Genomic DNA, 15,736 nt, shown 5'->3' with positions numbered 1-15,736 from the left:
GCCCAGACTATGATCTTGTACGTGCCGAGAACCAGAGCAATCGTCGGCAAGAGCCGTCTGTACTCTCGTTGCTCTTCAATGTAGATGTACTGCTTCAGAGCATCCAGTGGCTCTAGCTTCGATGCCCGGTCCGCAGGACCGCGAACGGCCCACCAACCGAGAAACGTCCCAAAGAGGACCACAGCAATGGCCGTAATGGGGTTCGACGTCAGCACAATGAACGGGGTCTCCAAGGTGACTCCAACAATCTGGTGCGCCAATAGAGTTCCTAGAAGAAGGCCCATGAATCCACCCAGGAGTCCAACGATTATGCCCTCGAAACGCAGCATGGAACGAATCGACCTTGGACCAAAGCCCTTCGTCTGAAGGAGACCAAACTCACGTCGTCTGAGGTTGTAGCTCACATCGCTGAGCATAGTAGACGAGTACCAAGACATGAAGATGATAGGGACTGTGAGAGAGATGAAGACAATGACCACGAATCCTGACGTGAACGAGAGCAATCTGAGTACACTACCCACGAGGTTCACTGTCTTCGTGTTGAAACGGGCGGTCCGGTCGTTGATCTTCGCAATGGCATTGTCGACATTGTTTGCTGATCCTGCTATGTCATAGGGATTGATGAGGAGTGCTCTATTGAGATTGCACAACAGGCCCTCATTCATCAGCAGCCCTGTGGCGTTGCTGACGCCTGAGTACCACTGCAACAGTGGTGTGACCGTTAGGTCCCAGTCCACAATCAGCAGGCTGTACTCTCGCCAGTCACCTATCTCAATCTGGATGAACCCCAAGTCAATATACGCCGGAGGATGCAGGAGTCTTGCTGCCCATTCAGGTATGTCTACAAAGCCCGCGACGGTCAGATTCACATATGTAGTAGCCGTAAACGGCATTGTCGATGTCGTGGCCACCACCGGGACATGCAGAGTCTGGCCAATGAAGAGAGCAGAGGCGTTCTCAGAGCTGGCCACAACATAGGTCTCGTTCACGCCCAGACTGGTGGAACCATTGATATGAGTCAGTGCGTTCCATATCTTGGACTCTTTCTGCAGACCCATGATGTCGAATCTCTGGCCAAGTGTCTTATTGTGGACATAGCTGAGTCGGCTGTACTTGTCGGCACCATCCACCTCTGGTAGCGCGGTCAGTGTGCTGACGAGCTCGTCGTAGTCATCCTCTGTCCAGGTAATGTTGTTGGCATACATCCGAGCATCGTACTTGATCTCAGCCAGCGCAGTCTTCACGGACTCACTGGTCGACACATCAGCCGCAATCATCATGCTCGAGAAGAACGTGGTGGCCACCAGGACACCCACAGTGAGAGCCAAGAATAATCGATAGCCCCTTATGACTCGCTTCAGCGCATACCTCAGCAATCGATCTCACGACCTCCATCGATACACATGTAGTCGCCATATAAATGGGCTGGAACTATCATTCATGAGCTAGATACACAGTAGGAGGATACATGCTGAAGGCGAGTTCAGGTGAGTAGAGTGTCTCTTGCGTCGGTGATAGAGAGTAGCCACAAGAGAGACCAGCACAGAGAGAACGAAACTGGAAGTGACCACATAGGGCATCGTCGCTGATGGGTCAACTGTGGGTTTGGATGTAGGCCGGCGGTCCACAGTCCGTGCATAGCTGGTGGCCGAGTTGTTTGCCATGTCGAATGCCCTTATCCTGAGCTCATGAGTCTGGTTGAACTGCAACGGGGGTACAGTCACTTCAAAGAGCGTGCCGTTGAATGCCATCGAGTGCTGTGAACTGCTACCTCCGCTGGACGTGATGAGCAGTGTGACATTGCGAATACCGGACCCTCCCACATCAGTCACGTTCGCCCATGTGGTGAAGGCAAGACCTCCCGCAGCATCCCCTGTCAGACCCCATTCACTGATCTCGGGTCGAAGGGTGTCCTGCGCACGAAGATGGCGATCAGTTGGAGACGGAGAAGGTCCGCAGTGATTTGCGAGTGATAATAAGAGAAGGACTGCAAGAGTCACCGACCATCTCGCATTCATGATTTCATCCAGAATCAGACCGTGTCTTCACATATTACCTCGTCTATTCGAGCATCTCCCCGTCCGCTGTTGACCAATACCGGTCTCAAGAGAGACCTTCGGATGTGGAAGAGGAGAGTGTCACTTGAAGCACTGCCTGCACGCGGGAGAAAGAGTAAGGTGGGCACAGTGGAGCGGGCAACACGGACGCTTGCCGCGCCACCACCTATATCATTTGAGCGCCGTGTTCCAGACAGCCTATTCTGAGGCTTCTGCAAGTCACTCACCGCACGCCAAAGTGAGTGTACGGTCCGTCAATGCCACTGTGCCCTTGCGTTTCTTACGCGAAGCTGAGTAGGACTCACACAAAGATATCATTTGTGGTCCACTCAAATCATTCTCTTGTCCTGAGACACAGGACACATCCCAGATTCTATGCTACATAATATTAGGAGTCAATATAAACCATACTACGATGGCTTGGCCGTAAGGGAGTCTGCAACACACGTCAGACACGTGAGATTGCATCCCTGATTGTGTCCTGCAGCACGCGATGAACCGCTTCGGCGACATTGGTCCCGTTCTTTGCCACAACTCTGTATACTGGGACCGACTCCTCGATGTTGAGAGAGGTCCTCAGAGTCTCCTCGGACACCGCATCAGGAAGGTCTTGCTTGTTCAGGCAGACAACGACAGGTATGCGCGTCCCATCGTCGGGAAGCATCTGCATGAGCTCTCTCCAGCTCTGCAGATTCTCCTGCATCAGCGTCGGATTGGAGTCCGCAACGAAGACAAGTCCATCAGTCCCCATCAGCACTGTGGATCGGGTGGACGAATAGTAGTCCTGCCCTGTGGCGGACCAGATCTGAGCATTCACAGTCCAGTCCTTTCCAAGCGGAATAGGTATCGTCCCGAAATCAAAGAACATTGTGCGTCCAAGTGTGTTCTCCACGCTGGACAACCGCTCGGCGAGACCCAGTGCCTCAAACAGCCACTTGACAGCTGTCGTCTTCCCACTCATGGCAGGACCAAAGAAGACAATCTTGAGACCTATTGTTCGCGTCTCATGGTCAATCAGCATCGTTGGTACTCCTGGTCTCAACAGTGCATGGATGTGCCCGCTTAAGCGTTTGGTGTATGTGTCAGTAGTCAGGAGGACGGTTCTGGCATGGCAACAAGGACAATGGTGATAAGGCTCTTGTGAGAGTGCGTCTCCAGAATGACGACGCTTGTCCAGCAGTACATGGGCATAGAGGCAGATAATCTCCAAGGCAGGATTGACTTCCTCAGGGGGCTTCGAAAGAGAGCACCGCAAGAGGAGGTGTTGGAGCTGTGCATGTGGCTCATCTGTTCCGCCGAGGGCCGTGCGAACTGGGCCTTGTTCTCGGCGGCATCGCACGAGATTACTGCGATAAGGAATCACACAGTCCTTGAACGACTGATGGCACTGCGAGAAGAACTCAAAGGAGATGACTCTGTGCAGGAGGTCATCAGAAGCGAGGTGGACTACATGGTGGCAATCCTCCTCAACGCGAGAGAGGGAGCACCATGCAACTGCCGCGTGTACGAAGACAGCACGTACAATGTGTCGCCATATCAGGAGGACCTAGAGGTCTTGGGAGAGAGCGTGAATGACTATGGGGAGGGGTATCGATTCCGAGTCCTGACGGTGAGATGCATGATCTGTGGCAGAGCCTATGATGTTGAGATAGATGACCTCTACCACTATCCCCACTCGCACTGGCGGCTCAGACAGGGATAGGTCTCTCCGAATAGAATCAGAGCTGTCCCGTTTGGATGTGGCGGATGAACTAGCTGCAGCCGCAGAGGAGACTCATGTATGCCGAGCACATCACGGACCACTCGGTGTCTCTTGCATCTCCCAGACAAGTCGGTGGAAGACCTCGTGTGTGATTCGGTAACAGAAGACACAAGTCATGAGACCGGGGGCCAGTCCCTTGAGGGACCATGGGAGAGGACCCCCGGTTCAGTCGTCTAGAAGCCGTAGCGAAGACGAAGACTAGTCGCTATGCCTGCCACGACACACTCGTCATGCTGAAGAGGCGTGTTGCCCCAGAAGACCTCGCCGAGGATTGTGCCCACAGGGATCTCGGCCTCTGTGCACGCAACACCTAACGCCAATGCAGCAGATCTTCTGACAGCGGGGTCCGAGTCGGCCGTGAAGGGCTTGATGACTTCGAACCTCTTGTCGCCCTTGAGTTTTGTGGCAGCCAGCCCGATGCCAAGAACTGCAGACTTGCGAACGGACCGTTCGGTGTCCTTTGCAAGGTCCTTGAGGAGACTGAGCATATCTGTGGGGTCTGGGAAGCGAGTGGCCACCAACCCCAGACCAATCGCTGCGCCAGCTCGCACGAACTCATCCTTGTGTGATGTGAGCGGCTTCAGCTTCACTCCAGGATTGGCCACCTTCGTAGCGACCAGACCCAAGCCGAGGGCAGCTGCGAAACGGACATCGGGTTCATCATCTTTCAGTAGCGGCTCTAGCAGGTCGTCCATGTCGGTCGGATCCGGCAGACCAAAGGAGGCCAGTCCAAGTCCCACGGCGGCCGCGCTTCTGAGATCAGACTCCTTGTGCTTTAGCAGCGGTGTCACTGTCCGGACTACTCCGGAGCAGTCCGGCATTTTGCTGCCGATTAGACAGAGCGACAGCAGTGCTCCAATGCGAACTCTTCCATGGCCCTTCTGGGGGAGTGGGCTCAGCTTGTCGACGGCGGCGGCACACTCCGCCTTTGCAGAGTGTACCAACCCAAGACCCAATGCAGCAGCTCCTCGAACATGGTCAAAAGAGTCTGTGAGCGACTTCTCGAGAAGCTGAATCACATCGTCTGGGTTGTCGTATGACATTGCTGCAAATCCGAGTCCCTCAAGCGCACCGCTTCTGACTTGTCCGTCGACATTTGCGAGAAGCGGTTCGTAGACGGCCTTCCTATCGGCAACCTTAGTCATTCTCCCAGTGGCGATGCACATACCGAACGCCGCATTCCTGCGTATTGCCCATTCACCGTCACTCACAAGGGGTTGAAGAGCCTGAATGCGCTCGTTGGGGTCTTTCAGAGTGGCTGCTGCAGTGGCGATACCCCATAGCGCACCAGTACGCAGTTCGGTGTCGCTGTCATCAAGATATGGTGACAGCACCTTCAGTCGCTCTTTGGGGTCTTGGACAGTCGACAGAGCAAGACCCATCGCCATAGCTGCGGCTCTCTTCACATGGATATCCCGGTCGTTGAGTAGGAAGAAGAGCTGCCTCACAGGTTCAGGATAGACTGATCCCACCGGCACCGCTGCCGAGCTGGGTGCGGAGACTTCTCGCGCCGGGGTCGTAGATGCGGGTCGTCCGAAGGACTGCCCCAGACCCTTCTTCGGTGGCGTGGTGGACGGGGGCTCCGCCGGAGGCGTTACACTCGCAGCTGCGGGTCGTCCGAACCCGAACTGCCCGAATGCTTTCTTCGGGGGTGTGGATGGGGGCGCCGTCGACGGGGGGGGAGGAGTCGGCTCGCGCCCTACTATCGCTGGTTCCTTGTCAGGCTTGGCAGCGGGCTCCGACCCAGGAGTACCTGTCCCGGTAGTGGTCACAGAGGACGTGGGTCCCACTGGCTTCTCAGGTGGGGTGGCCATCGAATCTGGGAAGGCCACATCCTTGACGATCCTAGATATGATCTGCGCCTTGTCAGGCATATACCTTTCGAGCTGGCCTAGGAGATTGTCTACCTTCGAAGCGTCCCCCTGGTACCGAAGTATCGCCAGTGAACAGAGAGGGATGAAGAACTCAGGGTTCACTGAGACCAGAGTTCCGCTCCGGTCCAGTGTTATTCGTAACATACCCGAGGAGACCAGCGTGCTGAACGTAGTCGACTCGGGTTCGATTGGCAGTTCGAACAGCTGCAGGTGTTCTTTCTGTGCCTGAATCAGCTTCTCGACGGTGGCATAGAGCGAGTCGCGTTCCGTGAGGATGCCCAACCTTCTGAAGACCGAGTCCGTGTATTCGGGGCCACCTGCAAAGAGGTCGAGGAACTCGGGAGAGGATGGCGACGGCAGCGACCCAACCTGTCTGTACCAGTCCGCGGATAGACGCATGATGTAGGGTCTGCTCAGCAGCGGAAGCAGGTCAAATGGTACTGCCTCCGGGAGACCGTACTTGCGCATTGCTGCCTTCATCTCGGTCTCGGTAAACTCTGACATCAAGACCGACACTGGCGTGTTGACTCTCAATCCTCGCGCAGCTGCGGTTGCCTGAGGCACATCGTAGATGAAGTACTTTATCTCATCAGCACCCCTCACAATGGCTCTGTTTGATGTCCAGTCGGCGACTCGGCAAGAGAGGACGAACGACACGGAGTCGCTTCGAGCTGTTGCAAGTGCGCCCATAAGCGCGCGGATGTTTGATGGGTCCATCTCGTCCAATCCATCAAGGAAGATGAACGCGTGTTCCTTCGCAGCATCCAGGATTGGGTCGATGAGGTCAACTAGAGCAGGGAGGGTCTCAACCTGAAACACACTGGTCAATGCCTTGATACCGTGTGAGAGTGGAACGAAGAATGTTGGAAAGCCGGCCTCAAGACTTTGACTTGACATTCGTGCCATGAACCATGTCTTGCCCAGACCGACGTTTCCGAGCACGACGAAAATGTTGCGGTCCGTCATGCCCGCCTCGCCAACAAACTTGTTGAAGTTTGACTCCTCAGCGGTTCTGGGGACATACATGGAGGGATCATACCTGATGCCGAAGCCGGAGGCTATCACGGTCCTCTGTCTCTGCAGCTGGCTTATGACTTGGAGTCGCTTGTAGTCGAGTTTCGCTGGCTCTGAGTAGGAGGTGATGAAGCGCCTGAACGAGATGTCCAGTCCACGTTCCATCGAGCCAAGCCTCTGAAGTATCGCCTCGATGGCATCACTAGCTCGACTCTGTTCACTCATCATCTGGTCAATCTTCGTGCCGGTTTCGCTTGCCATCTGAAGGACCTGTGCGAGAAGCATGCTGTTTCCGCTTAGCTCCATAACGATTCCATTGAGCTCGCCCTGTAGCTCTCTCAGACTGTACTGAAGAGCCGCCGTGATATCTTCAACGGGCAGTCCCGTCTTCTGCGCAATCTCCTGCGCAGTCTCTTCCGTCTTCTTCGGAGTCGCAAGCTCCACTATCTGTTCGGCCGACCCTTGAATCTTCTCAATGAGTATCTCGTCAATGATCTCTTGTGAGACAGCCACACCAATCTGGCCCATGGACTTCGAGAGGAAGCTGCCAACGGCGCCTGCAGCCAGAGGACCAAGTGTGGCCCCCGCCACCACACTTGCAGCAGTGACAAGTAGACCCTTGCCGGCCTTCTTCAACAGATCCTTCAGGTCCATCTCAGAATACGCCTCCACGCATGGTTAAGCAGAGTACTTGACAGGCAGTCTGCAGATAAGCGTTTGCAGCACGGAGGGAAGACGGAGTATCTGAAGGAGTCCACGCTGTCAGCTGACTACCGTCGTACGGCTCGTTGTGGGTCCGATAGAGTCTGACGTCCGAGCCTCACCACGGCAACGCGATAGGACTGGAGGGACTCCTTCAAGACAGTTGAAGCGTCGAATGACCTCATACTCACTCCCACCACATCCGGTGGGATGGATACCGGACAGACCCCGAGTACAGGAGTCTTGGCGTTTGTCACGACGCACTGACAGCGATAGACTCCTGTGAACAGATGACTGGCTCACGGCATTGCCTGGAGCTGCACGTAGACTTCGAAGACATCACGACTGCGCTGAAAGGTCACCAACAGCTTCTCGCCGACTCGCTTCCTGAGTATGACTCGTCGGAGGTCCTCCATGCCATCAATCTTGGTGCCCTCTGCCTTCACGATCACATCGCCCGGACGCAGGCCTGCTGCCCAAGCAGGTCCACGGGGAATCTCTACAAGCAGCGCACCCTTGTCGACGGAGAGACCGTAGTTGGCAGCCATGCCACGGTTGAGCGTCACGCCCACCACGCCCATCCACGGAGTGCTCACGGTACCCGTCTCCACAAGCTCGTCAAAGGCCTCTTTGATTCTGTTGACGGCCAGAGCAAAACCAATGCCCTGAGTCCACGCAATCATCGCCGTCGGAACTCCGATGAGCTTCCCATCAGTGTCGACCAATGCTCCACCAGAGTTGCCGGGATTGATCTGTGCGGACGTCTGAATGAGTCCCTCGAGGAACTGGTCGGGCCCCTGTATTGTTCTCTCCAACGCGCTGACCATGCCGAATGTCACGGTTGTTCCAAGACCAAGTGGGTTTCCTACTGCGATGGAGAACTGACCAACCTTGAGTGCATCGGAGTCGCCAAGCTCAATTGGTTTCAGACCCGTCGCGTCTATCTTGAGAAGCGCGAGGTCCCTGATTCTCGACTGACCTACCACCACGGCCTTGAACGTCCTTCCATCGCTCAACGTCACCTGAACGTCCTGCGCATTAGCCACCACATGCGCGTTGGTCACCACAAAGCCACTGTCTGTCAGCACGACCCCAGACCCCTGCCCGGCGACAGGCACCACTCGATAGAACTGGTCTCTGGCAAGGTTCGTTGTGGTCACACTGACGACGCTTGGCACCACGTTCTCAACAACAGCAATGACACGTCTCTCGAGCTCTGCAAACAACGCAATCAACCCCGCACAACAACAGCGGGGTGGCTTATGAGCCTCGCTAAGTAGTCACGATGCGACTCAACAGCACGTCACGCCTTCGTCTTCGAACGTCGAGCACGCAATCAGCTTGGCTCAGAGAAACGTTGCGCACAAGAAAGAGGTGGAGTCTGAAACAAGATGCATCTGTCTTCGGCGACTCCGGCGAACAACACCTGACCGGCACACTCAGCAGTCATGCTGCGATGGCCTACTACCGTGAGACACTCGCGATGCACAGGCATGCCATAGGCTTAATAGGCACCTATTGCTCCGAGTAACGCGAGGAGACTTACATAGATGAATCGCACACACCTAGAGGGGATTCTAAGCATTCTCTTTCTGATAACACTCATGATGCCCATCGCGACCGCGCCGAGTCCTCTGTCAGCTCCTGCATCCAGTTCAAATCGACCTCTCGGACCCGATGGGGCTGTCCCTCCCCCAAAGCTGGAGGCAGACAGCTCCGGCACCGGCAGCGGAGAGTCTATGGTTGAGGACGTACTGGAGAATGGCGAGTTCGAAGAGTGGCGGGCGGACAACACGCCAGCTGTCTGGGATCACGAGGCGACTGGTTACGTGAGGATCAACTTGTCTGATACCTCGGACGTTCACACTGGTTCATATGCGGCCAGTATTGCTGTCAATAACACAAGGCAGTCGTCGTCGTATGGCTACATGTATCAGTACTATGACGTGACATATCCCTATCTGTCTCAGAAGCAGTACTTGAACTACTGGTGGAAGGCCAACTCCCTGCCACTATCGCTGGAAACCACACATTACTTGTATGTTGAGATACGCACATCCGGCCCAATATACGGTGTCTACTACTACCTGTTGTACGGTGATGTGTCTCTCTCCAATGGCACCTATAGCGTATACTACCCGCTGAACAGCACCACGCCCTACGTCTGGAATCATCTGACACGAAATGTGACACGAGACGTTGAAGACTGGTTTGGCCCGATTGGTTCTGGCTATCGTGTGAGTTCATTATACGCTTATGCACATAACCCGTACGCAGAACCAGGCGTCGCCACTGAGTTGGTCATTGACGATTACAGTCTTGTCAATGGGACTGGATATGTGTACTCAGTCAATGGCAACTTCGAGACAGGCACAGGCTCAGGTTGGTCACGCAGCGAGAACACCGATCCGGCCTACTTCGGTCCATCCACAGACAGTGTAGAGGGTTCCCACTCGGTCAACATGACCGCCCGCTCCGATACCGGTTCACAGTCACGAGCGACGTTGGATCGTTACTTCACATGGGGAGATGAGTACCCCTTGCAGGTAGAGGATGTGGGGCGAGTGCGGTTCTGGTACAAGTATGACGACAACGGCATCGGAGACTCTATGCAGAGAGCACTACTCTACTCTTACGCCCATAATGGCTCGCACTCCGTTGAGATGTACTACTACCTTGGTAGCGTGGGGGACGGGTCACTGCCCGGCAACTACTCCGACAGCAGCTATGATGTGCTCTATCTCAAAGCACCCGGCTACGGGCAACGCAACGTGTGGGTTTATGCAGAGATAGATTTGGGCCGTGCTCTCTTGGAGAGCGGGGCGGCGAATCACGGTCTATTCCATCTTTACTTCAGTACGACATCATCGGCTATCACAGGGGCGCGCACCCAGCTCTTGGTGGACGACTTCAGGTTTCTCCACCATCACACCGTCGACCCCGGATTCGAACAGGACTGGCAGTCTCCATCTGAGAATCCGCTTACTGGATGGAATGAGCAATACTATCCCTCTGTGAACCGGACCGACGAGGCTTATGAGGGGAAGCATGCAGCAAGGATTGCGGCCAGCGGGAGTGCAGGCAGACTTGCGTACCTCTACACTCATGTCCGGAACGGTACCGGGCTCATGCTGAGCGTGTACTGGCTTCTGTCAAGCACAGCAGCCTACGGATCGAACTACCACGCATACGTTCGCCTGAGTGTGGAACAGGGACGGGATGTCTATTACGTTCTCGCTTCCAGGTCCAGTGTCAACAGCACATTCACTAACACGAGTACTACTGCATACTACACGGCTTTCGGTTTCAACCAGACAGGGGTGTGGACCCACCTCTTCAGGAATGTGACTGACGACGTCTTCCAGGTCTTCGGGACAAATGCGTACAACATCACACAAGTCCGTCTGTATGTATATGGCGAGGCTGCTCAGAGCACTACTGTCCTGTTCGACAATGTCCTGTTCACGGACATTGACCCACCAGCGATAGGGTCCGTACAGAGGTTGACAGCCACACCTGTCTACTACGAAGCCGTCGAGGTCAGCGCAGAGGTGACAGATGCTCGTCCCGGTGTCAGGAATGTCACGTTCTGGTACAGCACTGGGGGTGCATTCACTAGTGTCACAGGTGTCAACATTGCTGGCAACACCTACCGAGCCCAATTCCCTGCGCAGCCCTGGAACACTGTTGTTCGGTGGTACGTGAGGGCTGAGGATGGCTGCGGCAACTGGTACATTGACGACAACAACGGAGCAATGTATGAATACACAGTCTCAGATGACATAGTCCCCTCCGTGTCCATCACCAGCCCCGCCGGGCCCATGACAGTGGTGGGCAATGTTGACGTGACGGCCACAGCCTCCGACTCTGGCAGCGGGATTGCTCGTGTAGACCTACTGGTTGATGGCGGTGTCGTCGCAAGTGACACTTCGGCGCCTTACGCGATGACATGGAATAGCAGGTCGCATCCAAATGGCACTCACACCATCACATGTCGAGCCTACGACCACCAAGGCCTCTCTGCTGACGACAGTGTGGATGTGAACGTGCAGAACGATGTCGCAGGACCTGTCATCTCCACAGTGGTGATCAATCCATCAGTCCCGACATATGGAGACCCTGTCACGGTCCTGGTTGCAGTCACCGATGTCACGGCAGTCAAGAATGTGAGTCTGTTCTACCGGATTGACTCCGGAACATGGACTGAGGTACTGATGAGCAACTCGGCAAGCCTCTACAGGGCAACGATACCCGGTCAACCATACGACACCGATGTCGACTACTTCATCGTGGCGTACGACACATTCGATACACCAAGCCTTGCCGGGTCTGAAAGCAGCCCGCTCACGTATTCCGTCACAGACGGTGTGGCGCCCGTACTAGCAGTTGCTGGACCGCCCACAACCCAGGTCCAGTCAGGGAACGTCACATTCCTGATCTATGCTTCTGACGCGGGAAGCGGATTGCAGTCTGTTCAGATGCTGGTGAACAACACGCCGGCCCAGTCGGTCACACAGACGTCATTGCCAATAGTCTGGGACACAAGCAGCCTAGTCAACGGCAACTACACTGTGACCTTTGTGGCCAGGGACAATGCTGGCAATACAGCCTCGGTCAGCTTTGTCTACATGGTTCACAACCCGGTCGGTCTGGAGGCCTTCTCCGGCATGATATCTGACCTCGTGGCAAGCTATGGCTTCTTCATCGGAGCCGGGACTGTCTTGGTCCTCTTCGTCGTCGGAAAGGTCCTCATGAGCAGACGAGCGGCCACAGCTGCGGCTGCAGCCTCATCTCCCAAGGCGAAGAAGTAAAGACCGGAATCATAGCACATCCTAGAAGCCGGGGGCAGGAGCTCCCGGCCTCGCCTCTCTTTCTTGACTGGACAGGACAGCTGAGGACAGTAGCATCGTCACTCAAACGATACGGCACTAGCATCACGGTCCCAGCACGTTGAAGTGTTCGAATACATCAACTCGCCTTTGTTCCTGCCTCGGAGTACACACGCATCGTACAAGTCCATGAGCGTCCAGTTCTTGAGCGACTGTTGCAACCCCGTACACCACGCGCCCACGAGTATCCAGCTCTCACCGTTCATTTTTAGTTGGACAAAGTTTGACACAGGAGTCTTGTCACTCCCAGGAGACGGCACTGGGGTCACTCCTCGAGGTCTCATGAGGTGTCTAACCGACCTCGAGCTCTCAGTTCCCGCACCGAGGTATATATGCACCACGCAGTGATGTCCAAGATTGTCCGACTTCTGGGCAGCTGCTGCTCACCCTGCTGCAGAACCTGAGTACATATGAGTACCGTTTTCTTGTGGACTACGTTCTGTGTTTCACTCTGTCGTATTCCGAGGGACAACGGTGATGAGCCAACAGCACGCGTACGACGTCGCGGAAGTGCAGGCGACGCAGGATCTCAGGCACTCCATTGAGCGAGCGGTGGGCTTGCTGGGCGGGTTGAAACGCTTCGTCAATGAGGATGAAGTCGTGACGTTGAAACCTAACCTCAACACTGCAGACCCCTTTCCTGCGTCCAGCGACCCTCAGTTCATCAAGGCACTGGGTGAGGCCCTTCTCAATGCGGGTACGGGAGAACTGAGAATAGTGGAGAGCTCAATGTTCTCGCTCTCCACACGTGCAGTCGCCGAGAAGAACGGACTGGCCACGGTCGCATCAGAGCTTGGTGCGGAGCTGGTCTATCTCGACGAGCACGACTGGAAGCGGGTGAGGATACCCAAAGGGAAGTACCTCAAGACCGTGTCTGTCGGAGCCTCGGTCACGGACGTGGGAACGCTTGTCCTCGCGCCCTGCCTCAAGACGCACAGGTTCGCGAGATTCACCATGTCAATGAAGATGTTTGTCGGGTGGGTGAAGCCAAGCGACCGATTAAAGATGCACGCACGACATCTGGAAGAGAAGTGTGTCGAGCTGGCCTCATACTTCAGGCCTACGCTGATTGTGATGGATGGACGCAGAGCGTTCGTCACTGGAGGACCTGCCCGCGGCGAAGTCGTGAGTCCAAACCTGGTGCTAGCCTCCAACAACATGCTCGCGATTGATGCCCATGCTGTTGACATACTCAGGGCGTATCATGCAGAGAACCGAATCAAGGAAGACACTTGGTCGCTACCACAGATCAGACACGCAGCCACACTCGGCATCGGCCCGCTCAACGAGAGGGAAATCAGAGTACTGAGAGAATAGGTCTTCACGCGGGTCTGTGGTGACGCGGGATTGTGATTCTGAACTCTGCACCTTGCCGATAGTCACCTGGTACCCGGTCGTATACCTCAAGTGTGCCGCCGTACTTCTCCACAATCTGGGTCGCCTGGTGAAGACCGAGCCCGCCGAAGCGCCGTGCTTGGTCAAAGAGGCCCGCCTTGTTGGCATCCGGAATGCCCGGACCATCGTCGCTCACTGTCACAACATAGCTGTCCCCGTGCTCCACCAGTGACACCCACACATGCTTCGTCTCCTTCGGATTGTGCTCGACTGCATTCATGAGTATGTTCGTGAGCATGAGCTCAAGGAAGTCATCGGCCAGAATCAAAGCCTCATCCGTCTGAAGATTGGTCTGAAAGACCGCAGAATGGGACCTACTGCTCAGGGCATCGACACAGAGCTTGAGCGACCTGTGTAGTGACCGCTCACCGAGGGGGGCCATCGCTAGGCGCTCTGTGGACCTCACTTCCTCAATCATGCGAGAACATCGCTGCACTGAGCTCGAAATGATCTCATAGAAGGATGCTCTCATCTCGTCATCTTCAGCTTCTCTGAGCAATGCCGCACTGCTGAGTATGACCTGCATCTGGTTGCGTATGTCGTGAGACATGAGATCCAAGTAGAGCGATGCGCGTTCATTGGCCGCCCTGACTTCCCGTTCCACTTGCCTTCGATCGGTGATGTCTACAAGGACCGTCTGGACTGCGATCTCACCACCGTATTCTATCGGGGTCGCAAAACTCTCTACCCATCTCACTTCGCCATCCGGTCTCAGCAGTCTGTATTGATACGAAGGGGACAGAGGACGGCGGGCCACACGCGCGTCGATGCGCTCTCTCATCATGGGTCTGTCGTCAGGATGCACAAGGCTCCACGCTTCGTCGATAGTCATGCTGAGAAGCTGGTCGACCGAGCGGTCAACAATCTGAGCAAAAGCACGATTCACATAGCCGAAACCTCTGGAAGTCAGAATGCTGATTCCCTGCATACTGTGCTCTGCCAGTGCGCGGTACTTCTGTTCCGAACGACGCACTTCCTCCTCCTTGGCACGCCTCTGAGTGATGTCATGAATCGTACCCAGTATTCCAATCACGTTTCCCTTTGCGTCATGGAGAGGCACTCGGCTTATCTCAACCGTGAGCTCCCTGTCATCCGGAGTGAGCAACGTCTGTGCTATCCTGTAAGTGGGCTCGTCACACTTCATGACGCTCCTGTCGGCCTCTGTGAACTGCTCTCTCTGGTTGTCGGGCCATCCAAGGTCTGAGTCCCTCCTGCCAACTATGTCCTCTGGCTTGCCCACGCATGCAAGCATGGCAAAGTTGGTGTTGCATCCCACATACGTCAGGGTCTGGTCCTTCCAAAACACCGACTCCGGAATCGAGTCTATGACAAGTCTGAGCATCTCCCTAGACTGTCTGAGTTCCGTCGCAGTCTTGCGTATCTCTGTGATGTCAGTCACCACAGCAAACGAACCGACAAAGGTGCCCTTGTCGTCCATCAGTGGTGAAGCGGACACAATCGTCGGCACACGCTCTCCTGTCCAGTGTATCCACTCAATCTCGTAGGCTGATGACTCACCCTTCCGCCGTCGTTTGGTCTCCTCCTCGACAGTCAACCAGTTGTCTTCGTCAATGAACTTCCTCAAGTTGGAGCCCAATACCTCACCCATAGTGTAGCCTAGTATCTCGCAGAAGCGCTGATTCGCATAGGTGATGACTGAGTCCGCGTCCGCAACCACAAGTGCATCATTCATTGTGTCTACGAGAAGTCTGTACAGAATGTCGCTCTTCAGGTGCGTGCTACCGCTACCTCGCTTCTCGTCAGTGTGGATAGGACCGGTCATTTCTCGCACTCCCGTACGTGCGCGGACACAACAAGATGGTATTGAGTGGAAATCGTTGCCTTTTGATTATTCCTGTTCGTTCACAGATTGAGGTAGAACAGCGAACTAGTCGGCGGCCCACTGCGAGGAGCGACGGACAATCGCACTGTCCACTTTCCGCAGTGAGTCAGTTGTACCACAATGCACCATTCACTCCGCGAAGCACGTAATAGACTTCAGCAGGCAAGGCACTGGAGAAACCAAAACCCTTTCAAATCCCT

The 15,736-nt window shown here is 55.2% G+C and carries 9 protein-coding genes; 3 read left to right on the top strand and 6 right to left on the bottom strand.

All coding sequences use genetic code 11. The features are described from left to right. From HXY34_07730 to HXY34_07720, 3 genes are all read right to left on the bottom strand, one after another. On the bottom strand, window positions 1-1,376 hold a 1,376-nt coding region (locus HXY34_07730), incomplete at its 3' end, for an FtsX-like permease family protein (protein NWF96020.1). Window positions 1,377-1,445: 69 nt separating this feature from the next. Further along, window positions 1,446-2,018, bottom strand: a complete 573-nt coding sequence (locus HXY34_07725) for a hypothetical protein (protein NWF96019.1) — start codon at window positions 2,016-2,018, stop codon at window positions 1,446-1,448. 487 nt (window positions 2,019-2,505) lie between these two features. Continuing rightward, entirely contained in the window at window positions 2,506-3,078 is a 573-nt protein-coding gene (locus tag HXY34_07720; protein NWF96018.1) for a GTPase domain-containing protein, read from the bottom strand. Between the two features lie 138 nt (window positions 3,079-3,216). Between HXY34_07720 and HXY34_07715 the strand changes: the two genes are divergently transcribed. Next, a complete protein-coding gene (locus HXY34_07715; GenBank protein NWF96017.1) occupies window positions 3,217-3,759 on the top strand; it encodes a hypothetical protein in 543 nt (180 codons plus the stop codon). 233 nt (window positions 3,760-3,992) lie between these two features. Here the strand turns inward: HXY34_07715 and HXY34_07710 are convergent, their stop codons facing one another. Both HXY34_07710 and HXY34_07705 read right to left on the bottom strand, forming a co-directional pair. Next, window positions 3,993-7,361 (bottom strand): HEAT repeat domain-containing protein, encoded by a 3,369-nt coding sequence (locus HXY34_07710; GenBank protein NWF96016.1) that lies wholly within the window; start codon window positions 7,359-7,361, stop codon window positions 3,993-3,995. 347 nt (window positions 7,362-7,708) lie between these two features. Continuing rightward, a complete protein-coding gene (locus HXY34_07705; GenBank protein ID NWF96015.1) occupies window positions 7,709-8,644 on the bottom strand; it encodes a trypsin-like peptidase domain-containing protein in 936 nt (311 codons plus the stop codon). Window positions 8,645-8,959: 315 nt separating this feature from the next. Between HXY34_07705 and HXY34_07700 the strand changes: the two genes are divergently transcribed. Both HXY34_07700 and HXY34_07695 read left to right on the top strand, forming a co-directional pair. Then, a complete protein-coding gene (locus tag HXY34_07700; protein NWF96014.1) occupies window positions 8,960-12,220 on the top strand; it encodes an Ig-like domain-containing protein in 3,261 nt (1,086 codons plus the stop codon). A 555-nt stretch (window positions 12,221-12,775) separates the two neighbouring features. Beyond that, window positions 12,776-13,615 (top strand): DUF362 domain-containing protein, encoded by an 840-nt coding sequence (locus tag HXY34_07695; GenBank protein ID NWF96013.1) that lies wholly within the window; start codon window positions 12,776-12,778, stop codon window positions 13,613-13,615. A gap of 4 nt (window positions 13,616-13,619) precedes the next feature. Here HXY34_07695 and HXY34_07690 read toward each other — a convergent pair whose 3' ends face one another. Continuing rightward, complete coding sequence (locus tag HXY34_07690) at window positions 13,620-15,476, bottom strand: PAS domain S-box protein (protein ID NWF96012.1); 1,857 nt, start codon at window positions 15,474-15,476, stop codon at window positions 13,620-13,622. Window positions 15,477-15,736: the final 260 nt, after the last annotated feature.

It is taken from the genome of Candidatus Thorarchaeota archaeon, assembly GCA_013388835.1.
Classification (GTDB): Archaea; Asgardarchaeota; Thorarchaeia; order Thorarchaeales; family Thorarchaeaceae; genus JACAEL01.
Note: the sequence above shows the minus strand (reverse complement) of the source record. Positions and strands in the feature narration are given on the sequence as shown.